This is a genomic window from Algoriphagus vanfongensis DSM 17529 (genome assembly GCF_000429465.1).
In the GTDB taxonomy this organism is placed as follows: domain Bacteria; phylum Bacteroidota; class Bacteroidia; order Cytophagales; family Cyclobacteriaceae; genus Algoriphagus; species Algoriphagus vanfongensis.
Genome location: NZ_KE386906.1, coordinates 293,542 through 314,213, shown reverse-complemented (window position 1 = coordinate 314,213; position 20,672 = coordinate 293,542). Strand labels below are relative to the sequence as shown.

21 protein-coding genes are annotated in these 20,672 nt (G+C 43.2%); 11 read left to right on the top strand and 10 right to left on the bottom strand.

Annotated elements, in window-relative coordinates:
- Positions 1-7: 7 nt before the first annotated feature.
- Entirely contained in the window at positions 8-340 is a 333-nt protein-coding gene (locus G460_RS0120275; protein ID WP_026957046.1) for a hypothetical protein, read from the top strand.
- A 3-nt stretch (positions 341-343) separates the two neighbouring features.
- Positions 344-721 (top strand): hypothetical protein, encoded by a 378-nt coding sequence (locus tag G460_RS0120270; RefSeq protein WP_157366987.1) that lies wholly within the window; start codon positions 344-346, stop codon positions 719-721.
- 16 nt (positions 722-737) lie between these two features.
- Here the strand turns inward: G460_RS0120270 and G460_RS22380 are convergent, their stop codons facing one another.
- Positions 738-2,291, bottom strand: coding sequence for a M61 family metallopeptidase (locus tag G460_RS22380; RefSeq protein WP_051316161.1), 1,554 nt, complete (start codon positions 2,289-2,291; stop codon positions 738-740).
- Positions 2,292-2,378: 87 nt separating this feature from the next.
- The gene (locus tag G460_RS0120260) at positions 2,379-3,434 is read right to left on the bottom strand and encodes a PA0069 family radical SAM protein (RefSeq protein WP_026957044.1); all 1,056 of its coding nucleotides are present in this window, start codon (positions 3,432-3,434) and stop codon (positions 2,379-2,381) included.
- Positions 3,435-3,601: 167 nt separating this feature from the next.
- Here G460_RS0120260 and G460_RS0120255 point away from each other — a divergent pair, with 167 nt between their 5' ends.
- Entirely contained in the window at positions 3,602-4,135 is a 534-nt protein-coding gene (locus G460_RS0120255) for a DUF2975 domain-containing protein (RefSeq protein WP_157366986.1), read from the top strand.
- 3 nt (positions 4,136-4,138) lie between these two features.
- The gene (locus tag G460_RS0120250) at positions 4,139-4,345 is read left to right on the top strand and encodes a helix-turn-helix domain-containing protein (RefSeq protein ID WP_026957042.1); all 207 of its coding nucleotides are present in this window, start codon (positions 4,139-4,141) and stop codon (positions 4,343-4,345) included.
- Between the two features lie 29 nt (positions 4,346-4,374).
- Here the strand turns inward: G460_RS0120250 and G460_RS0120245 are convergent, their stop codons facing one another.
- Positions 4,375-5,670, bottom strand: a complete 1,296-nt coding sequence (locus tag G460_RS0120245; protein ID WP_035464824.1) for a prolyl oligopeptidase family serine peptidase — start codon at positions 5,668-5,670, stop codon at positions 4,375-4,377.
- A gap of 108 nt (positions 5,671-5,778) precedes the next feature.
- Entirely contained in the window at positions 5,779-7,470 is a 1,692-nt protein-coding gene (locus tag G460_RS0120240; RefSeq protein ID WP_035464823.1) for a GMC oxidoreductase, read from the bottom strand.
- A gap of 127 nt (positions 7,471-7,597) precedes the next feature.
- Between G460_RS0120240 and G460_RS22375 the strand changes: the two genes are divergently transcribed.
- Positions 7,598-8,434: a glycerophosphodiester phosphodiesterase gene (locus tag G460_RS22375; RefSeq protein WP_035464822.1), complete on the top strand. Its 837-nt coding sequence runs from the start codon at positions 7,598-7,600 to the stop codon at positions 8,432-8,434.
- 21 nt (positions 8,435-8,455) lie between these two features.
- On the opposite strand, the gene G460_RS0120230 is transcribed toward G460_RS22375, so the two are convergent.
- The 4 genes from G460_RS0120230 to lpxK all read right to left on the bottom strand — a co-directional run bounded on the left by G460_RS0120230 (position 8,456) and on the right by lpxK (position 13,428).
- Positions 8,456-9,700 (bottom strand): ABC transporter permease, encoded by a 1,245-nt coding sequence (locus tag G460_RS0120230; protein WP_026957039.1) that lies wholly within the window; start codon positions 9,698-9,700, stop codon positions 8,456-8,458.
- A 119-nt stretch (positions 9,701-9,819) separates the two neighbouring features.
- On the bottom strand, positions 9,820-10,431 hold the full coding sequence (locus tag G460_RS0120225) for a MiaE family protein (RefSeq protein ID WP_026957038.1): 612 nt from the start codon (positions 10,429-10,431) through the stop codon (positions 9,820-9,822).
- Positions 10,432-10,433: 2 nt separating this feature from the next.
- A complete protein-coding gene (locus tag G460_RS0120220) occupies positions 10,434-12,377 on the bottom strand; it encodes a putative porin (RefSeq protein ID WP_245578774.1) in 1,944 nt (647 codons plus the stop codon).
- Entirely contained in the window at positions 12,370-13,428 is a 1,059-nt protein-coding gene (lpxK, locus tag G460_RS0120215; RefSeq protein ID WP_026957036.1) for a tetraacyldisaccharide 4'-kinase, read from the bottom strand. The genes G460_RS0120220 and lpxK overlap by 8 nt, the downstream gene beginning before the upstream one ends.
- 41 nt (positions 13,429-13,469) lie before the next feature.
- Here lpxK and G460_RS0120210 point away from each other — a divergent pair, with 41 nt between their 5' ends.
- The 3 genes from G460_RS0120210 (at position 13,470) to G460_RS0120200 (ending at position 15,835) form a co-directional block, all read left to right on the top strand.
- A complete protein-coding gene (locus G460_RS0120210) occupies positions 13,470-14,570 on the top strand; it encodes a Nif3-like dinuclear metal center hexameric protein (protein ID WP_026957035.1) in 1,101 nt (366 codons plus the stop codon).
- Positions 14,571-14,573: 3 nt separating this feature from the next.
- Entirely contained in the window at positions 14,574-15,344 is a 771-nt protein-coding gene (locus G460_RS0120205) for a zinc ribbon domain-containing protein (protein ID WP_026957034.1), read from the top strand.
- A gap of 89 nt (positions 15,345-15,433) precedes the next feature.
- The gene (locus G460_RS0120200; protein ID WP_026957033.1) at positions 15,434-15,835 is read left to right on the top strand and encodes a hypothetical protein; all 402 of its coding nucleotides are present in this window, start codon (positions 15,434-15,436) and stop codon (positions 15,833-15,835) included.
- Position 15,836: 1 nt separating this feature from the next.
- Here the strand turns inward: G460_RS0120200 and G460_RS0120195 are convergent, their stop codons facing one another.
- A complete protein-coding gene (locus G460_RS0120195) occupies positions 15,837-16,460 on the bottom strand; it encodes a histidine phosphatase family protein (protein ID WP_026957032.1) in 624 nt (207 codons plus the stop codon).
- Between the two features lie 52 nt (positions 16,461-16,512).
- On the opposite strand from G460_RS0120195, the gene G460_RS0120190 reads away from it, so the two are divergent.
- Genes G460_RS0120190 through menD form a run of 3 tightly spaced genes read left to right on the top strand, consistent with a single transcriptional unit; the run spans position 16,513 to position 19,825 of the window.
- Complete coding sequence (locus G460_RS0120190) at positions 16,513-16,935, top strand: hotdog fold thioesterase (RefSeq protein ID WP_026957031.1); 423 nt, start codon at positions 16,513-16,515, stop codon at positions 16,933-16,935.
- Positions 16,932-18,143 (top strand): chorismate-binding protein, encoded by a 1,212-nt coding sequence (locus G460_RS0120185; protein ID WP_035464821.1) that lies wholly within the window; start codon positions 16,932-16,934, stop codon positions 18,141-18,143. Before G460_RS0120190 ends, G460_RS0120185 begins: the two co-directional genes overlap by 4 nt.
- Positions 18,140-19,825, top strand: a complete 1,686-nt coding sequence (menD, locus tag G460_RS0120180; RefSeq protein ID WP_026957029.1) for a 2-succinyl-5-enolpyruvyl-6-hydroxy-3-cyclohexene-1-carboxylic-acid synthase — start codon at positions 18,140-18,142, stop codon at positions 19,823-19,825. Before G460_RS0120185 ends, menD begins: the two co-directional genes overlap by 4 nt.
- Here menD and G460_RS22800 read toward each other — a convergent pair.
- Positions 19,803-20,609 carry a helix-turn-helix domain-containing protein gene (locus G460_RS22800; RefSeq protein ID WP_084421493.1) on the bottom strand — a complete coding sequence of 269 codons (807 nt, stop codon included), beginning with the start codon at positions 20,607-20,609 and terminating at the stop codon, positions 19,803-19,805. The genes menD and G460_RS22800 overlap by 23 nt on opposite strands.
- Between the last annotated feature and the right edge of the window lie 63 nt (positions 20,610-20,672).

The following is a 20,672-nucleotide window of genomic DNA, read 5'->3' as shown; positions in this document are numbered from 1 at the left end:
CAGCTCAATGAACTCAGATCAACTTCATACCAACTTTTTACGGACTGAGTCTGAAAGAAAAATCCTTCTCCAGGCGAACCCTGACAACCTAAAAGAAACACTCCACTTTTTCAATGAAGAATCAGAGAAGGTTCGCCAACTCTTTGATCCAAATGTATATGAAATAAAATCAGCCCAATTCCGGTCTCACATATATCAGTTAGCCAATCATGAGCAAGCTGCCTACCTTGAAAACCTCAAAATACTCTCCCTACTAACAGCCTCCGACAGTAGTACAATTTACTTTTTGGCCATGCTCAGTACCTTAAAGTACCTCAGAAAGAACCAGAACATGGGGTAAGCATTGGATTATTTTCACCTTGCGTTGGATCAGATTCACCTTAGCAACTTTACTTATTCGCTCCCCATTCTATCGGAATATGTCCTTCTACTTAATGATTTGAGCAAATCTTTTGAGAGGAAATATGAGCCTATCATTCTCCAAATAAGCGAAGAGATGGGATTTGAATCTACTAAGAAAAATCCAGCAGAAACTGTCCGCTGGATGTATGCCGAGAATAAACTTTGGAATAAAAAGTATGCAGCCATCCAACTCATGGAGGGAAGTCAAGAGGAGCGCAGACAGGCTTTAGAAGACTTTGAATCGCACTGCCCTATAGCATTTTACAGAGACCAAGCCAACCAACTCATCACCCAAATCAAGACTGGCAGGTCTGAATAGCCAAGAGCTACCATCATTATTTTCCGGTCCAAGAATCAAAAATCGCTTTCTGATATTGATCCGGGTTAGAAATCATCTCTATTTGAAAAACCTCCCTATCATCCTTTGAAACTTTCGCCAGGCTTAGGCCCGCCATTCCCAGGTATTTTTTATAGTCAAGCGGCGCAGTGGTCTGCAAATAATCAAAGAGTTCACCCAAAGGAATTCCAGCTGCATTTTCAGAAGCTTCCCGGATCTCAGCATCTGTAAACCCTCTTCCCAATTTTTGATAATAATGACGGTACATATACCGCATGACATCGTCCAGGGATTGCTCATTTTTGCTTGCATTTCGAATAGCAAAATCAAGCAGCAACCCTACCACAGGTCCCTTTTCGTAATAGGTAATAGTCGTGTCCTGAGCAGTTCCTTGCTGTCCAAATGGCCCCTCATCCCAAGTTCTGTAACTCGACTCTTCTAAGGATTGGAAAGCTTTTCCAGCATCATTTTCATAGCTCGTAATCAAACCTGAAAAGTAGCTGAGCAGCTGAGCATCATCGATCACGTCAGATCTCCGCATCAGCAGGTATTCATAGTAAACCGTCAATCCTTCACTGACCCACAGTTGTGTAGTTCGGTTTGCCTTTTGGTAGTCAAAAGGCCCCAATTCTACCGGGCGGATACGCTTGGCATTGTAATGATGAAAATACTCATGTGTCAAAAAAGCAATAGTCCCATTGACAGCAGATTCGCTTTTTAGTTGATTTCCATCTAGACTAAATGTGGTATTATTCAAATGCTCTATCCCTCCTCTACCAGGTCCGATCGCAATAAATGTATATTCATCAAAAGGAATATCGCCCATCAAATCGACTGAAGCATGAAGAGAATTTTGAAGTCTCTTGATGAAATCAAGCTTATCAAAATCTCCCAGTTGATAGCCAAGAAAGCGATGCTTCACTCCTGCCACTTCAAAACTCGGCAGCTCCTCCAAAATACCCAGCAACAGAGGGCTGTCAAACAAAACATCCATATCTGAGGCAGAATAAGTAAGATTTCCTTCCTTCTTCAGCCCTGTAGCTACATCAGTCCAGGCATCAGGAAGATCTACCTTTACTTCAGCTTGCATTTGAAGTTTCCCTACAGGGTATAGCCAAGAATTGGTAGGTACTATATAGGCATGCGCTTCGTCTACGAAACTGGTTGCCACAAACTTTCTTTCGGTTTGAATTTCGTACTGAACTTTGACCGAACCAGAACGAATTCCGGAAATCTTCCATGTAGAAAAATCAGGTTGAGAAACCTCCAAGGCCTCAGATTGATCTGAAAAAGCCTTCAGGTTCTTGACTGTTTTGCCATAATCCATCAATTGATAGTATCCAGGCATCCAGCGAGGCATCTGCAGTGTCAATTCTGATTCCGTCAACCCATCCAGACTCATCTCAACCTGATATGAGCCGGATTGCGGATCTGGAAAAGAAATCGAATAACTTACCTGACTCTGCGCCAAAAGGTTAGAAGGCAAGCCGGCTAAACTCCAAAGCAATACTATGCTGACTACTATTGAATTGATTTTATTTAAATACTTCATAGGAAAAATAGATCAATCAAATATCAGTCTTTCTTCTATTCCAAACTACATTTTTCTGTCAGACGGCCAATCTTCTATGCGAGACAATCAAAAATCAAGACTCAAATTCCCTCCTCTTCGAAATGCCATCAAGTTAAACTCGGGAAACTCTCTGTCTCTAAAATACTTACTGCGAGAATGGCGGAATAGCTGTTGGATCATGCCAGCAATAGGCCCCTCACCTCTCATCCGACGCCCAAATTGACTATCATTGATCGTTCCTCCATGCATCTCAGCTACTTGATGCATGACTTTTTGATAGCGATCAGGAAAATTCTTTCGCAGCCAATCCCCAAAAACATCTCCCACCTTCCCATTCAGACGGACAGCAGTCATTCCTGCGCCCACAGCACCATTTGCGGCCGATTCCTTGAGAATTTGGGGAATTTCATGGTGATTGAGACCAGGAATAATAGGCGCGCTCATTACACCTACCGGTACTCCTGCCTCCGTCAATTGCCTGATTGTATCCAGCCTCTTGCTGGCACTGGCCGTACGGGGTTCCATTTTCCTTCTCAGGTCCTCATTCAAAGTAGTGATAGAAATGTAGACCCGCACCAAGCTCTCCTTCGCTAGGTCTTGAAGCAAATCCAGATCACGCAGAATAAGACTATTCTTCGTGATCAAACCGACAGGATGACGATATTTCACAAAAACCTCCAAAAGCCTCCGGGTAATTTCCATCTTCTTTTCCAAAGGCTGATAACAATCCGTATTTCCTGAAAGTGAAATCGGAGCTACTTTCCAGCGGGGATTAAGCAGGAATTTTTCTAGCAGCATCGGAGCTTCAGGTTTGGCCATCAACTTCGTCTCGAAATCCAATCCAGCCGTAAAACCATAAAATTCATGCGTATTTCGAGCATAGCAATAGCTACAACCATGCTCACACCCTTGATATGGATTGAGGGAAAAAGCCATGGGAAGATCAGGGCTTTTGACAGGATTCACGATGGTCTTGGGGTGCTCAAGAAATATCTCCGTTTTGGGTACTGAAAGCAAGTCTTCATCCAAGCCTTCTACATGCTCAAAAACCACACGCCTTTCCAGAAATTTATTTCCAGTTTGAATTTGAGATCCCCTTCCTTTGAAATAAGCCTTTTCCATGTCCATACCGTCTATCGAAACTCTAGAGTATAGTTAAGTATTATTTTACAAAACAGACACTCAAAGGCACAAGTTGTCAGTTTTATGATTAGCTCTCTTTATACAATTCAATATTTATTTATTGTTTTTCAATAAATTATTACCTTTATTTGAAAAACAATTATCAGATGAAAGCTGAAAAAACACTTCCTCTTCTTCAGGTAATTTCCTGGATAATCTACATCGGAATCTGCATCAAAACCGGAACAATCATGATTGCCTACCTGATCAGTATTTTTAGTAATCCACAAGCAGCCGCTGATTTGGAGCTGGGATTAAACCTATCCTCTTTACTCGAATTCAAGCCAATTTATTATCACTTGATGCTCTCTTTGGTGATAGGGATCTGGATGCTAAAGGCAAGCATCATGTACCAAGTAATCCTAGTTTTCAAAAAACTAAAATTGGTTCAGCCGTTTACCCAAGAAATATATGCTCATATATACAAAATGAGCCAATTGGCTTTGGCGACCGGTTTGCTTTCTTATGGGGCATTTATGTATTACAGATGGCTTTGGAAGCTGGATGTAGAACTTTCCAATCTTCAGGAATACCTCAGCGGAAGAACTGAGATTTTATTTATGGCAGCTATTCTGTATGTAATTTCCCAGGTATTTAAACGAGGAATTGAAATTCAATCCGAAAGCGATTTAACCATTTGAGTTATGCCTATTATTGTCAATTTGGATGTGATGATGGCAAAACGAAAAATGTCACTCAATGAGCTATCAGAAAAAGTAGAAGTCACACTTTCAAATCTATCGATTCTCAAAACAGGAAAAGCCAAAGCAATAAGATTCAGCACCTTAGAATCAATCTGCAAAGCTTTGGACTGCCAGCCAGGTGATATTTTGGAATTTAGGGAGGAATAAAAAAGAGGAGCTTTGTGCCCCTCCTTTTTCTATTTCTCTTGTTCCGCCAGCCATTCTAGGATAGTCACAGGTCTCCCTTCATAGTATACCTGCTTTCCATCAAATCCCGTTCTGGCCGTGTTAGCATGGCTATAGATCCAAGACCAATGGCCCGGATGGTGATAGTTTTCTCCTCCATAAAAACCTGTGATATCAATCACGTGATCGTAGTAGGAAAAATGAACATTTTTGGCTCCCGCATCTATCAATCGTCGGTATAGCGGAACGACAGTTTCATCGGGTTTCGTGGTCGTATCATCCGCAGAGTGAACAAACCAGATCGGCACGTTTTTGATCGACTTGACCTGATCCTCGGACACAAACTCATTGTTATAAGCCAAAGCCGAAATGTAAGCAGCTGCAAAATAATCAGGATGCTCCAAAATCAACTTAAGCGACATATAACCCCCATTGGAGCAGCCACCCACATAGATTCGATCCGGATCGATTTCAGGATTGTTTTTTACGAAATCTTCAAACAGGGCAAATAAAGCTTCATGATAAATATCCTCTGTATTGCCTCTCGTCATACCTTCTGCAGCCTGCATCCAAAAAGTAGGGGCTTGGGGTGCCAAAACGAAAGCACCACTTTCCCCAAATAATGCCTGAATCTCCGGTGAGGCATAGTTGGCAGCTCGATTGCCCAATAGAGGAACTGTTGGATCCATTCCACCTTCTCCTCCGCCATGGAGCCAAATGATCAAAGGAACCTTTGATTGGATTGATTTGGGTTTGAAAGCCGCGTAAGACATGGTAATCTCTCCATGCGAAAACTTTCCATCAAGATTAAATTCATCTACCAAAGGCATGATTTTGCCAGCTTTTTGATCCCAGATCTGATTGGTTTGATGATGGATAATATTCATGGAATAATCCACCCAAAAATTACCACCCCGACCGCCAGATCGCATGTATTGGAAGGGAGACCCTATTGGGATTACCGGACTTACCTCCAGTACCAAAGTGATAAACTCTCCTGCATCTGCGCGATTTCCATCTCCATCAGAGGTGTAGGCAAACACCACCCTTCTTTCACCAAATTGTTGACTTTCGGGAATCTCTCCATCCTGAGAACTTCTGCTTACAAACACTGAAAAGTCTGAGAATCTGAAATTCTTGATTCCTTCTTGGTTATTTAACACAACTTTGCTCACTGCAGGCCCCCAATCGTATCCTTCTACGATGAGGGTATATGATCGGGAAGACTCAGGTAGTGAAGCGGGTTTAGTAGCCCAAGCTAGCTGAAACATCAGCAGCAAGGCTAGAAATGAGGTGATTTTTTTCATGGTTATGATAGGTTTATAAAATTTTATACAAGCCTATTTAAAAATAACCAAAGAATAAAGTAAATACTATTTGATAAGCGGAGGCAAATCCCCTCCGCTCTCTAATCATCAGGAGATCGTCCCTTTTTTAAGTTCCTTTACAGCATAATCCACAGCTCTTGCGGTGAGGGCCATGTAGGTTATCGATGGATTCTGCGTACCAGTCGAAGTCATACATGCTCCATCAGTCACAAATACATTGGGAGCCAAATGCATTTGATTGAAACCATTCAAAAGAGAGGTCTCTGGATCTCTGCCCATACGGACTCCTCCCATCTCATGTATATCCAATCCGGGAGCTTGCTTGCTGTCTGACTTACGGATATTGGTGCAGCCTCCCACTTTGAGCATCTCCTCTCCCTGCTCAAAGAAATCCTGAAGAATCTTCTCATCATTGTCATCATAGCTGACATCTATCTGCAGCAATGGAACTCCCCAAGGGTCTGTCTGGTCTGGACTCAAACTTACCTGATTGCTCAACTTGGGTATAGTCTCAGCCTGAATCATCATATATACACCCCAAGGCCCCGGCTCAGAATTAGCGGCTTTGAAATCAGCTCCAAACCCATCCGTAGCGGCATGACCAAATCCTGCTCTCCCTGCGGAATAAAAAGTCATATAACCACGAAGAAATTCCATTTCCTGCTTTTTGACATTTCGAAAGTTAGGCATCATGATAGCTGTCGGCCTTCTTCCGAAATAATACTTATCCTCGAAACCTTCATAATTGGCAGCAATGGTCCCACGATAATTATGAAAAGCGATATACTTACCCAAAATACCAGAATCATTTCCCAAGCCATTGGGAAAACGTCTCGATTTACTATTCAGCAGGATCAGATTGGTATTGAGTGCAGCAGCATTGAGAAAAATGACCTTCGCAAAAAACTCCCGCTCCTCTTTGGTAATTCGATCGATCACCCGCACTCCTGTAGCTTTTCCTTTCTCTTCATCCCAAATCACAGAGTGCACCACAGAATCGGGCCTCACAGTAAGGTTTCCCGTCTTGGCTGCACAAGGCAAGGTCGAAGAATTGCTACTAAAGTAGGCTCCAAATGGACAGCCTCTATAGCATTGATTTCTTGCCATGCATTGTCCTCTTCCCTGTGCTAGATGTTCGTCTTTCGGAGAGGTCAGATGGGCACATCTTCCGATGATAAACTTCCTGTCTTTATAATGTGCATTGACACGGTCTTTGAGTTCATTTTCCACACAGTTCATCTCCCACGCCTTGAGAAACTCTCCGTCGGGAAGTGTATCCAATCCTTCATAACTACCCGATATCCCTACAAATCGCTCTACATGACTATACCATGGCGCCACATCCTCATATTGAATCGGCCAGTCTACGGCAAACCCGTCCCGTCCGGGACCTTCAAAATCATACTTACTCCAACGCTGGGTTTGTCTCGCCCAAATCAACGACTTGCCCCCTAATTGATAGCCCCTGACCCAATCAAAGGGTTTCTCTTGCACATAGGGATGCTCAGAATCTTTCACAAAAAAATGAGCCGTATCCTCTTTGTAAGCATAGCAGCGATTGACCACCGGATTTTGTAGCTTATCCGCTTTGGGAATCTGATTGTGGTGGGGCATTTCCCAAGGTGAGGCCGTCATGGTCGGATAGTCCTTGAGATGCTGCACATCTCTGCCTCTTTCCAACACCAGCGTTTTCAACCCTTTTTCACAAAGTTCCTTTGCAGCCCATCCACCGGAGATTCCAGAGCCTACTACTATCGCATCGTATTCGTTTGATTCCATTGTTGAAACTAGCATTTTCTCCTTTCGATCTGCTTGATCAGCAAGGATAGATCATCAAAACTTCACTTTTTCTTATCGTGAAGTTAGTTTTAAGTACCTAAGTTTAGTTTGAATTTCAGTGAATTTTATGAGAAAGATCATCTTGCTAAGCGCGTTTTTTATAATCGGTATTTTCTATTCAGGGATTTGTCAAGTAAAGCCCGCTCTTCCCGAGAAGGGACTCTGTGCGCATCGAGGCGGGATGGATAATAGACCAGAAAATACCCTCCCGGCATTTGAGTATTCGATCGAAAAAGGAGTCCAAATGATTGAGTTTGATGTACAGTTTTCCAAAGACAGTGCTTTGGTCATCATACATGACGATACCGTGGACAGAACGACCAATGGTAAAGGAAAAGTCGAAGATCTCACACTAGCTGAGCTCAAAGCCTTGGATGCTGGCTCATGGTTCGGTTCTGAATACATCGGCACTCAAATCCCGACCCTGGAAGAGACGCTTCGACTCATGCCTCAAAACATCTGGATCAACTGTCACTTGAAAGGCGGAGAGGCCTTGGCAGTAGCCGTAGCCAAAGAGATTTTGAAGCAAAATCGCGAGCATCAGGTTCTATTGACTGCAGAAGAGCAAGCTATCCGGGCAGCAAAAGCCTATGATCAAAATATCCTAGTCTCCAATGTAGAAGGTTCGTATAGGAATATGCCACTTGTCTATGCAGAATCTACTCTAGACTTAGGCGCCAATGGGCTCCAATTCCGAATACCGAACGAGGGGAAAATTCCAGAAAAAGCGATAGAAATCCTTCGAAAAAAGGGAATCATAATCAATTATTTCTATGCTAAAAACCCTTCTGAATTAGAAGATCTTTGGAATCAAGGGATGGGTTTCATTTTGGTAAATGAACTGGAAATATTCACTCAGGAAGCAAAAAAAATAGGCATCACGCCAGTGAAACCTATTTTTTGAATAGGGAATAATACGAATATCTTATTCGTATCTCAATGCTTCGATCGGATCAAGCTTGCTTGCTTTGAATGCCGGAACAACACCGGAAAGCAATCCTACCACCACACAAATCATAAAAGCAACAATCATCCACAACCAAGGCACCAAAAATCCTCCTGGGCCAATAGCATTGGCGATAACGTTCCCGATGGCAATTCCGAGAATCACTCCGAAAATCCCTCCCAAAACACAAATCATGATGGCTTCTATCAAAAACTGCTGGCGGATTCTAAGTGGAGTGGCTCCCAGAGCTTTTCTGATTCCGATTTCGCGCGTTCGCTCAGTCACAGAGACAAGCATAATATTCATCAATCCTATGGATGCTCCCAAAAGCGTGATAAAGCCGATCCCAAATCCACCTATCCGTAGATAGCTGGCCACTTCTTCTAAACTTTCTGCCACAGATTGGCTTTTGGTCAAATCAAACGAATCCTCTTCCGTCAGTCGATCTTGACGGATTTCTCTCATCATTCCTGTAGCCTGACCCATCTCGTATTCTACTGTCTCTGGACCTGATGCCCAAGCGGTGACATTATAGTTGAACGTCCCTCTCCCATCCAGCCTGGCAGCGTTTTCTACGGGGATCAAAATCTGTCGATCGGCGCCTTGATCTTGCCCAACTCCTCCTTGTTTTTCCATCACACCCACGATGGTATAGGGTCTACCAAAAAAACTGATTTTCTTAGTAATAGGATCCTCATTAGGTTCAAAAAGTGTCTCCTGTAGTTCTTTTCCGATGATGCAGACATTATTGCCATACTGGACCTCTACATTGGAAAAATTCCTTCCACTTTCCAATTGAATCGCTTTGATTGCAAGGTAGTTTTCATCTCCACCCCTGATTCTGGTATTGGGATTGGTAGTCTTGGAGCCTCTTTTAATTTCTGCTGTACCCGAAACACTCACATAGACTGTAGAGAGTCCAATCGAAGAATATTTTTGTTTGAAAGCCTGAACTTCCCTGAATTTGAGTTTGGGGTAAGTTTTTTCCTGCTTGCCATCCTGGATAGCCCGTCCACCACTAAAGCCCTTATTTCTCACATCGAAGGAATTGGCACCTAATCCTGAAAAGCTTTCTGCAATCTGGCTTTTGATCCCGTCAATCGCAGTCAGCATCCCCACCAAAGAGGAAATACCTACAGCGATAATCGCACCTGTCAGGATCGTCCTCAGGATATTCACCTGTACAGACTTCAAAGCTTCCCTTATATTTTCGATCAGATTCATAGAGTGTTCGGATTGGAACAGATTTTAAGAAAAATGGCTAGAAACAAGCCTAATAATAAACAAATACACTTGATATGGCTATAGGATTTTGAAAAAATCCAGACCTCACGACATTCCTATCAATGCATTCTATCTCCCCGGATTTCCATTTCTTTCAAAATGGAGGCTTCGAAATCAAGCCATTCCTGCCAGCGCTTATTGACTTTGTCAGGATCCTGATATTTGCGGGCCATTTCAATAAAGGTGACATAATGCCCCGCCTCAGAAATCATCAATTCGTAATAAAACTTCTTCAATTCATCATCCTGAATATGAGTAGACAGCAGCTTGAATCGCTCACAGCTTCGAGCTTCTATCAGCGCATTGAGGAGAAGGTGCTCGGTCAATTGCTGCATTCTCGAACCACCCTTTTTGACAAAACCATTGAGTTTGGTCACATATTCGTCTTTTCTGGCCATCCCAAACTTCAGGCCCCTTTTACGGATCTGATCCATCACCCGCTCAAAATGTCCCCACTCTTCGGCCACTATGGGAGTCAGCGTATCGACTAGTTCGTCCAGATCATTAAATCTCACAATCAGAGAAATACAGGAAGAAGCTGCTTTTTGCTCACAATAAGCATGGTCAGTCAGAACATCCTCGATCTGCATTTCCGCAATACCTACCCATCTCGGATCGGTGGGCAATTTCAGATGCAGCATTTTTTGCTTTGTGCTTTCTTCCCAGTTCATGATCAGTCAAATAAATACCAAGTGATCCCCAAATCGATGAAAGACTTATATCCTGTATAATCTGGCGTCACGAAGTATCCTTCCTGCTCCATCATACCGGCATTGAGATGATTGTACTTAAGTAAAACTCTAGTTCGGTTGATTCTGAAATTCAGGAAAATGTCCGCTACAGGATAAGCATAGACATCAAAGGAGTTTTGCAAATTGAACTGCTGAGTAGCTGTAAAATAGGCATTTGCATAGTAACTCGACTTGTACCGTAGATCCACTCCGAGTTGGACAAATACATTCTCATTAAACGCCGGACTGTCAAAGTAAAATCGCGTATTGGCGTAAAATTCCGGAATCCGAAAAGCATCCGAGCCAGTTCCTGACACATTGCTGTAGATCAACTCGGTATCCCATTTGAATTTCTTCCCGACAGGAATTGAAGCCTCCAGGCCTGGCATCAGGATAAATGCATCGCCGCTAGATTGTTCTGGCAATCTTTCTTCGTTGAAATAAACATATCCATTGACCCGGTTGATGGTCAGTTTGGGCCGAAGTCTGATTTTACCAAAATCCAGCTTAAACGTCCCCTTGACCTGATCTACTCCTGTGTTGTCAAAATTATTTTGCCAGGCATAATGATTACCGGCGTAGACCTGCTGTAAACTGGTCGGTTTGTAGAGCGCCTTGGTATATTCTACATCTAGCCAAGGAGACTGGAGGTAGCCGTGCAGCCTAAAAGCGCCGGGAATTAGATATTCCCCATCAGCACTTAGACTCCATTTTTCTGATAGTTTACCGATCAGCTCTCCCCCGATATAGACTTCATCGAAAGTATTGTCGGACTCAAAAAAAGTGCTTTTCATCCGGCCGTTTCTCAGCCGCACAAAAGCATTGTAGTAGAATCCACCAAAAGTACCCTTGAAACCCATTTCATTTCTCCACTCAGCAAAATCATTGAAATTCCTCGTGGTATCAGGTTGGTTGAGCCGAGTAGACGGATAGTAAAGCGAGTCTGTGGTAGTCAGATCAGCGTCGAAAACCAAGTCTTGTTTTCTCCTATCGAACACATGGTACACTTGGAGTCCATCCCGAACCTTGTATTCATGATAAAAATGATAGTCCTGTCGCAAGTCCCTCGCTTGGGAATAGCGTAGCCAGACTTTGGCGTCCTCATAGGTAAAATAGACGGAAGTCGAATCTTCCTCAGGTGGAATAATGCCCCCGATTTCATTGACGATATGACGCATTCGGGAGAAATTACCCAAAAACCAGTACCTCCCATTTTCAGATCTATAATTGGTATGGAGGGAATATTTGGTTTGGTTGACCATTTGATCATCCCGTGCGTTCGGGTTGAGTGTCTTCCTCGCTTTGATGGTATGAAAGTCAAAGCCTACATTCCAGCGGGAATTGATATTCCGGGCAAACTTGATATCCAGCATATTCCTATGCCCTCCCCCAAAGAACGCCGACATCTCCGTAAAGGGTGATTTGGTGTCAAAATAGCGGTTTTCTGAAGGATCAGTGTAATAGAGATCATACGCATGAAAGCCCGATGTAGTACCGATTAGCTTGGGGATTTCGTAGTAAACCGGAATAGCCGCACTTCCAATATTCCCTAAATCCTGATATTTCCAGCCACTTTTAGCCACTGGATCATAATTGTGAAAATTAGTCAGAGAAGTGTCCTGCGGATAAAGCGTCAAGCTATTCCGCTTGATGTCTTTTTCGAAATAAAACAGGGCTGTTTTCGGTCCAAAAACCATCTTGGTACTGTCATCCAACAGAGTTCTACGCCGACCTTCTTCCCCTTCTTCCTCCAGCTCTCCCGGCCTTACCTGCTGATTGGGATCTTGGACCTGTCGTCCATTTTGGGTGCGTGTCACCTGACTCCAGGCGCTATTGCCCGAAACCAAAATCATCAAAAAGAATAAAGCAACTAGAATTTTACGCACTTGCAGAGTCTTCCAAGACTTTTTGTTGGATCAGTTTTTTTAGTTTTTGCTCATCTTCAGTAGAAAACATCACCTGAATTGGCAGGACAAAAATCGGAATTTCTCCCAAAAAACCATTTGGAAGCAAGTTTTTTACTTTAACTCCGTCTTTTTCTGTGCAGAGAAATACGAAATCATCCGAGGAATAGTTGGCTCCAAGCCTTCTGAGTTTATCCAAATCTTCTTCATCATACTCGTGATGATCACCAAACTCCACAAAATCCAACACGTCAAAATTTCTATCACAATAGTGCTTCAACGCCTCAGAATTGGCTATCCCGCTAAATAAAATCACTTTTGAACTGAAAGGAACAGCCTCCCCCATCGCTTGAGGAAGTCCGTAATCAATGGTCGAAAAAAGCACTGGCATTTGTCTACTAGAATACTTCCTTACATGGTGAATCGCAGCTTCTTTTTCTGAGGAAGTTAATCCCGCAGGACATTTGGTCACTATCACCACATCTGCGCGCTTTGCGCCAGCTCGACTTTCTCTAAGCCTCCCCATCGGTAGCAGGTAATCTTCATAAAAAGGATGAGACCAAGTGCTCAAAAGGATGGAAAAATGAGCCTGAAAAGCACGATGCTGAAAGGCATCATCCAAAATCAACAGATCCGGCTGGATGCTGGACCTTTCGATCCGCTGGCATGCTTTGCTCCTATCCTCGCCCACAAACACCCGTATTTCATTTTGAAACTTTTGAAAAATCTGAAATGGCTCGTCTCCGATTTCCTGAGAATTTGTTCCCTCCTTGGCTTGGATAAATCCTTTGCTTTTTCTCCCATATCCCCGGGAAAGTGTGGCAATTGCCTGTTCTTCTTTCAGCATCCGAATAAGATACTCCACCATAGGAGTTTTACCTGTACCTCCTACTCTTAGATTCCCCACGAGAATACTGGGAATCTGGGACTTATAGGATTTGAAGATTCCCAGGTCATAGAGAAAGTTGCGCAACCGGGTGATTCCGTCAAACAAAAGTGCAAATGGAAAGAGCAAAAAAGCCAAAGGATGCATTCCTCAGAATTTGTATTTTTGACCAAATAAACCAAAAAAATATGGGATATAAGATTCGGGAAGTAATTTCATTTTTAGAGCAGTTGGCTCCTCCAGCCTATCAAGAATCCTATGACAATGCCCGACTGATCACTGGAAATAGCGCAGATGAGTTGACAGGCATAGTATGCAGTTTGGACTGTACGGAGGACATCGTAGAGGAGGCCATTCAGCTGGGAGCCAACCTGATAGTAGCGCATCACCCTATCGTATTCAAAGGACTGAAAAGCCTGACTGGTAAATCCTATGTAGAGCGAACGATCATCAAAGCCATCAAGCATGATATCGCTATTTATGCTATCCATACCAATCTGGACCATGTCGCACATGGTGTCAATAAAAGAATCGCAGACCGGCTGGAACTGACCTCTACCCGCATCTTACAACCCAAAAAACAACTACTTCAAAAGCTGGTATTCTTCGTGCCTGAAGAATACAAACAGGAAGTAATAGACGCAGTACATCATGCAGGAGCAGGTCAGATCGGAGAATACAAGGATTGCTCTTTTCAAGTCAAAGGAATGGGAACCTTCACTCCTTCGGAAAATGCCAAGCCATATCTTGGCCAAAAAGGCCAACCAGAGTACGTATCTGAAATTCGTGTGGAAGTAATTCTTCCTACCCATTTGAGTGGAGCGGTGGTCCAAGCCATGAAAAAAGCGCATCCATACGAAGAGGTAGCTTACTATCTTCAGTCCTTGGAGAATGCGAACCAAGAAGTCGGAGCAGGTATGATTGGAGAACTTCCCCAAGCACTTAGCGAGGAGGACTTTGTCACCTACCTCAAAGAAAAAATGAATTTAAAAACCTTCAAATCCACTTCATTCTTGGGCAAACCAATCCAAAAAGTAGCGGTTTGTGGGGGTGCTGGAATTTTTCTTTTGAATGATGCCAAAAGATCGGGAGCAGATGTATTTATTACCTCTGACGTGAAATACCACGAGTTTTTCGATGCAGACGGGCAGTTGATACTTTGTGACATAGGGCATTATGAAAGTGAAATTTTCACAAAAGAATTGTTAGGAGAACGATTGTCACAAAATTTTCCTAATATTGCACTCTATTTGACAAAAGTAGTTACAAATCCCACATCCTACCGATAGTACATGGAAAGTACAGTAGCACAAAAACTCGAAGCTATTCACAATCTTCAGCTTATAGATTCCAGATTAGATTCCATCATCAAAGTCCGAGGAGCACTTCCTGAAGAAGTCCAGGATCTAGAGGATGAAATCGCCGGCTACGAAACAAGACTCGAAAAATTCAACTCTGAAATTCAGTCTTTCGAAGACGAAATCAAGGCTCTTAAAGACAGCATCAAGGAATCTGAAAAACTGATCAAAAAATATCAGGACCAGCAGATGAACGTACGAAACAACCGTGAGTACGACGCCATCACCAAAGAACTGGAGCTGCAAGATCTGGAAATCCAGGTAGCCAAAAAGAAAATCGGAGAAGCTGGTTTCAAAATCGATCAGAAAAAGAAAGATCTTGAAGAGCTGACCGACGTGATGAAGGATAGACAAAAAGATCTGGATCTGAAAAACGAAGAGCTTTCTACTATCATTTCCGAAAGTGAAAATGAAGAGAGCAAACTGAACAACGATCGAGACAAAGCCGTCAAAAAAGTAGAAGAAAGACTCTTGAAGTCCTACACCAAGATCAGAGCAAATGCCAAAAACGGTCTCGCTGTGGTCATGGTCAAAAGAGGAGCTTGCGGAGGTTGCTTCAACACCGTACCACCTCAGAGACAAGCTGACATCCGCGAAAAGAAAAAACTGATCGTATGTGAGCATTGTGGTAGAATCCTCGCCGGAGTAGAAGACGAAATCGTCGAAGAACCAACTCCAAAAAGGAAGAGAGCTTCAAAATCATAAATTTTCAACCCCGATTTATTCGGGGTTTTTTTATGTCTTTAGCTTGGAGTCCTTGCTTTCCAGTGATTTAATTTTTTATATTGGTAGCTATGCGAAGAGCTTTATTCACCCTGTTTTCATTCCTTTTACTGCTATCCGCTTCTGCCAATGAAGTAGAAACCAAAACATTTTTGGTCCTCTTCAAAAACAAAGAACTCAAGCAGCACAAAACGAATCTAAAAAGCATCGAAACCCAATTTTCTGCTTTTGACACAAAAATCTATACCGGCAATTCTGAGCTTGCTCTGCTGATCGAATTACCACCTGGTGATTTTGACGAGTGCTTTGTAGGCGATTTGGTGATCGAAATAGGCGAAGAAAAAAGAGTCAAGCTCCAAGAGATTGCTTTCCGCGTATTTGACCTGACCGAAAGCGAAAAAAACCTGGCGCATTACCTCCAAGCTTTTGCAGAGCAGTCGGACAAAAAGAAACACCTGAGAGCAGGACTCTGAGTTAAAGCCCTGGTGCAAGATGTGCTCTGTCGTTTCCTTTTTGCATTACAAATGATCCATCACTCTGCTGCTCCAGCAGATACAAGCATAAATTACTATGCTCAAACTGATCCATTTCTGAAAGATCAAACCCAAAAATCAAGCTCAGAAAAATTCGCATAGCCCGGCCGTGCATGCATACCAGTACTGTCTCTCCCGGTCCATCCATTATTTTCTTAATCCCTTGACGCATTCTTACGGCCACTTGATTGGGGCTTTCACCACCAGCGATCGCATAATCCAGATTACCCTGCTGCCACTGGCTAAGCATATGCTGATAGTACTGGCTCTCCTCCGGAGTCATCGGAGTGCCTTCATAGTCACCCCAGGATATTTCATTCAGTTCGGGAAGGACTCCGGTAGGGATTCCTTTTTCAATAAATGACTCGATTGACTGCCTTGTGCGGATCAAAGCAGTGTGATAGATTTGATCAAAAGGCACTTGCTGATACGCCTCAAAAAATGACTTGGCTTGTGCCCTACCCGTATCATTAATCGGAGCATCGATACCGGAGCCTTGTACGACTCCCTTCAAATTGAAATCTGTCTGACCGTGCCTAACTAAGTAAATTTTTTTTCGATTCAAGTTTCTCTATTTTTGTCCAAGCCCAAAGAAAAACAAATCCTTTTAGAAATACATGGTCTTTCGTTCAAAGCCTGATTTGGATCAGCTCAACTTGATGAGCAAAGGAAATATGGTGGAGCATCTCGGGATTGAGTTTACCGCCATTGGAGATGATTTTATTGAAGCGACTATGCCGGTCGATTCTCGAACCAAACAGCCCTTTGGTCTGTTACATGGAGGTGCAAGCGTAGTGCTGGCCGAGACTTTAGGTTCTGTCGCCGGTGCTATGACTGTAGATAGTCAAAAGCAGCTATGCGTAGGCTTGGAGATCAATGCCAATCACTTAAAATCCGTCACTGAAGGCAAAGTCACAGGCAAAGCCAGTCCTATCCACGTGGGAAAATCCACTCAAGTATGGGAAATCAAAATCTTCAATGAAGCCAAAGCGCTGTGCTGCATCAGTAGAATCACCCTAGCTATTTTAGATAGAAAATGATCGAATCTATCCAACTAAATTCGCTTACAATTACCCAGGTCTTGGACCGATTCCTTCGAGCAGGCTTTGGTTCCGGAGGGTCCTTTGCCATATGGAGAAAACCCAAATCCAATCTATTGGAATTTGCATTAGACGGAGATGAGCACGTCAAAAAAGTGTCACTTCAGCTAGAAGAATTGCCTGCAGGATTCATCGCCCATCCTTTTGAAGACCAAAAAGATAAAGAAGCCTACTTCATTCAGGCATCCAACTATTTCAGTTTGGAACTGGACCAGGATCTCGATGAGCAAGAGCTGCCAGAATGGGTTCGGATCAATTCTGATACGTCGCCACAGAAAGCACTCAAATCAATTTCTAAAACCCAATCTCTGACTAGCGGCAGTACCAAAGAAGCCGAAGGAGACTCCAGAGATCATTTTATTGAATTGGTAGAAAAAGGTATTCGATCTATTCAAGATGGCTTTCTAGAAAAAGTGGTGCCCGCCCGCACCAAGAGTATGGATATTCCTGAGAATTTTGATTTGGCCATAGCGATCCATCGTCTACTGCAAGCATCTCCCAACTCCTTTGTCAATTTCTTTCATCTCCCTCAAATAGGCACCTGGCTTGGAGCAAGTCCAGAAGTACTGATCGAAACCAAAGGCGATGAGTTTTACACTATGTCATTGGCAGGGACACAGGCAGCCAAAGGAGAAAATCCTCTCAAAACTGCAGCTTGGACCCAAAAAGAAATTGAAGAGCAGGCACTAGTAAGTCGCTATATCGTGGATTGTTTCAAAAGAATCCGTCTCAGAGAATACGATGAGCATGGTCCCAAAACCGTCATGGCCGGAAGCCTTCTTCACCTTCGGTCCGACTTCCGTGTCAATATGAAGGAGACCAACTTCCCTCAACTAGGTACTGTAATGCTAGATCTCCTGCATCCTACCTCTGCTGTCTGTGGCATGCCTAGAAAAGAATCCCATGATTTCCTCAAGAAAAATGAAGGGTTTGATCGTTCCTTTTTTGCAGGGTTCATCGGCCCAGTGAATATCGCGGATTCTACTTCGATCTTTGTAAACTTGAGAACAGCTTCATTTCAGGATGGAAAAGTCACACTTTATGCCGGAGCTGGAGTCACTGAAGATTCCGATCCTGCCAAAGAATGGGAGGAAACCGAAATGAAATGCGAAATCATCGGTAAATTCATCCAAAACTCACAAGCTTGATCCCTTCTTCTATTATTGATCTGGTCGCAATCTGTGCCAAAAAAGGCGTTCACCATGTGATTCTTTCGCCAGGTTCCAGGTGTGCTCCTTTGACGCTGGCTTTTGCCAGACACCCGGATATTCAAGCCAGAACCATCTCTGATGAACGTTCGGCTGCATTCATTGCTTTGGGCATGGCGCAGCAACTCAAAAAACCAGTAGCTCTGGTCTGCACGAGCGGTTCTGCTGCGCTGAATTATTATCCGGCGATTGCTGAAGCATTCTTTCAAGAAATCCCCTTACTCATCTTAACCGCTGATCGACCTTGCGAATGGATAGATCAATTTGACGGGCAGACTATTTTTCAGCAGGATGTCTATGGAAAGCATGTCAAAGCGAGCTACGAACTTCCAGACCAAACTAATCAAGCCGACTTGGCGTGGCATAGCAGCAGATTAGTCAATGAAGCGCTAAATGTGGCCATGCAGGCACCATTGGGACCTGTTCATATCAATATTCCTCTCCGGGAGCCATTCTATCCTCCCAAGGAAGAAGTCATCGTATTTCCGGAGAACCCAAAAGTTTTCAACCGCATCGCGCGTATTGCAGATCTGGATCCGACTACCTACACCCAGCTCAGCAGTAGGCTCCAACTGACGAAAAAAATCTTAGTCATAGTTGGTCAGCAGGATCCCAATAAAGCAATACAACAGCTATTGGACCAACTCGCTCAAGAAAAACATGTGGTAGTCGTGACGGATACTATATCTAATTTGCAATCTGAGCACACCATCAGCCTACATGATCACTGGTTAGGCAATGATGCTATCGCTGCTACACTCAAGCCTGACCTGATCTTAAGCTTTGGAAAATCCATTATTTCAAAACCCCTGAAATTATTTCTGAGGAAATGTAAGGTTCCTCATTGGCATATACAGGAAGAGGGAAAAACAAGAGACACATTCCAGAGTTTGACACAAATCCTGCCTAGTTCACCTACTTTGTTTCTGACTTGGCTTACTCAAAATCTAGGAGATCAAGACATCGAGTTCAAAAGCTCTTGGGTAGCGCTGGAAAATTTAGTTGCAGCCAATTTGACTCCAATCCTTCAAAGTCTGCCATTTGGAGAATATGCAGCCTTAGACTGTGTCGTAAAACATATCCCTAGAATAGGAAAGATTCATCTGGCCAATTCGATGTCCGTACGCTACATCAATCAACTGGGAAAGCGTGAGCAGGAACTATACTGCAACCGCGGCACCAGTGGGATAGATGGGTCCTCAAGCACTGCTGTAGGCTGCACTTTTACAACCAAAGACCCGGTCACTTTGATTACAGGAGATTTGGCATTTTTCTACGATCGCAATGCTTTTTGGCACAACTATACTATGCCAAATCTACGGATAATCCTACTGAACAATCATGCTGGGGGAATTTTCCGATTGATCGAGGGACCAGCCAATCAACCAGAACTTGAAGAGTTTTTTGAAACTAAGCAAAGTCTGACTGCCGACCATCTAGCTACCGAATTTGGATTTTTCTACAGCAAAGTCACCACTCAAGATGAGCTCAGCACAGCACTTTCTGATTTTTACAGTCCCGGGATTCATCCTAAAATCTTGGAAATCGAAACTTCAAGTCCAAAAAATGCTGAGATACTCAAATCAGTAAAGGAAAAAATTAAGCAGATACTTGAGAGCTAAAAATAGAATCGGGAGAAGAAGTTCTCCCGATTTTAGTAATGCCCCAGATTAAAAATCCAATTTCTCCCAATTCAAACAAAGTCAGCGGAATCAGTCCAAACAAAGCTCCGATGACAGAAAAAATCATTACTCCCGCGACGATGCCCAGTGCTCCGATGATTTGAGGGATTGTAGACCAGAGGTTTTTATAGGATAGATATCCAACCCCCATCAGGCCATAAGCCAAACCAAACGAGGCCAGCTTGACAAAGTAATAATCTTCAATAGCATAAGCATCGCTCATCAAGCAAATCAGATCCACTCCAATCCAAAAAGCATTAAATATCAGCATCAAGAGAAGTGCAATTTTTAATAGCTTATTTGGGAAGACCACTGCCATTTGTTTCAAGCCTAATAGAAACAGAGAGAATGTAACTAAGACTCCTGCTTTGACCCAAGCTAAGGATGTCTCATTGAGAAGAACTCCTTCCACCCATTCTATCTCCATACTGATTTCAAAGTATGATAGAAAAAAGTAAACAAGACCGCCCACCAAGCCTGCGTATAGCCACGGTAGTTTGGATGAGTGGGGGAGCTCGGATTCTGTAGGTTCCACCTCTTTACCTTCAATTCCCAAGGCTTCAAACAAAGCCTTGACCGTATAGCTTCTTGGAGTCACCTCCCCTGCTTCGATCCGTTGGATAGTCCGCACATTCAGATTGCACATCTCGACCAACTGCTCTTGCGTCAGTCCTTTTGCTTTTCTCATTTCAGAGATTCTTTTGCCTAATTCTGGTTGTTTCATTGTGAATTGTGATTTTGATTTAACCATGGCAATTTCTCTTTTTAGGTCGAGACAAAGGGCGAA

Excerpts from the sequence above, each read along its gene's own strand:
- G460_RS0120245 (WP_035464824.1), bottom strand. The coding sequence starts at position 5,670 with ATGAAAAAAATCACCTCATTTCTAGCCTTGCTGCTGATGTTTCAGCTA.
- G460_RS0120275 (WP_026957046.1), top strand. The coding sequence starts at position 8 with ATGAACTCAGATCAACTTCATACCAACTTTTTACGGACTGAGTCTGAA.
- G460_RS0120250 (WP_026957042.1), top strand. The coding sequence starts at position 4,139 with ATGCCTATTATTGTCAATTTGGATGTGATGATGGCAAAACGAAAAATG.
- G460_RS22800 (WP_084421493.1), bottom strand. The coding sequence starts at position 20,609 with ATGAAACAACCAGAATTAGGCAAAAGAATCTCTGAAATGAGAAAAGCA.
- G460_RS0120255 (WP_157366986.1), top strand. The coding sequence starts at position 3,602 with ATGAAAGCTGAAAAAACACTTCCTCTTCTTCAGGTAATTTCCTGGATA.
- G460_RS22375 (WP_035464822.1), top strand. The coding sequence starts at position 7,598 with ATGAGAAAGATCATCTTGCTAAGCGCGTTTTTTATAATCGGTATTTTC.
- lpxK (WP_026957036.1), bottom strand. The coding sequence starts at position 13,428 with ATGCATCCTTTGGCTTTTTTGCTCTTTCCATTTGCACTTTTGTTTGAC.
- G460_RS0120230 (WP_026957039.1), bottom strand. The coding sequence starts at position 9,700 with ATGAATCTGATCGAAAATATAAGGGAAGCTTTGAAGTCTGTACAGGTG.
- G460_RS0120260 (WP_026957044.1), bottom strand. The coding sequence starts at position 3,434 with ATGGAAAAGGCTTATTTCAAAGGAAGGGGATCTCAAATTCAAACTGGA.
- G460_RS0120240 (WP_035464823.1), bottom strand. The coding sequence starts at position 7,470 with ATGGAATCAAACGAATACGATGCGATAGTAGTAGGCTCTGGAATCTCC.
- G460_RS0120190 (WP_026957031.1), top strand. The coding sequence starts at position 16,513 with ATGGTCTTTCGTTCAAAGCCTGATTTGGATCAGCTCAACTTGATGAGC.
- G460_RS0120205 (WP_026957034.1), top strand. The coding sequence starts at position 14,574 with ATGGAAAGTACAGTAGCACAAAAACTCGAAGCTATTCACAATCTTCAG.
- G460_RS0120200 (WP_026957033.1), top strand. The coding sequence starts at position 15,434 with ATGCGAAGAGCTTTATTCACCCTGTTTTCATTCCTTTTACTGCTATCC.
- G460_RS22380 (WP_051316161.1), bottom strand. The coding sequence starts at position 2,291 with ATGAAGTATTTAAATAAAATCAATTCAATAGTAGTCAGCATAGTATTG.
- G460_RS0120185 (WP_035464821.1), top strand. The coding sequence starts at position 16,932 with ATGATCGAATCTATCCAACTAAATTCGCTTACAATTACCCAGGTCTTG.
- G460_RS0120210 (WP_026957035.1), top strand. The coding sequence starts at position 13,470 with ATGGGATATAAGATTCGGGAAGTAATTTCATTTTTAGAGCAGTTGGCT.
- G460_RS0120225 (WP_026957038.1), bottom strand. The coding sequence starts at position 10,431 with ATGAACTGGGAAGAAAGCACAAAGCAAAAAATGCTGCATCTGAAATTG.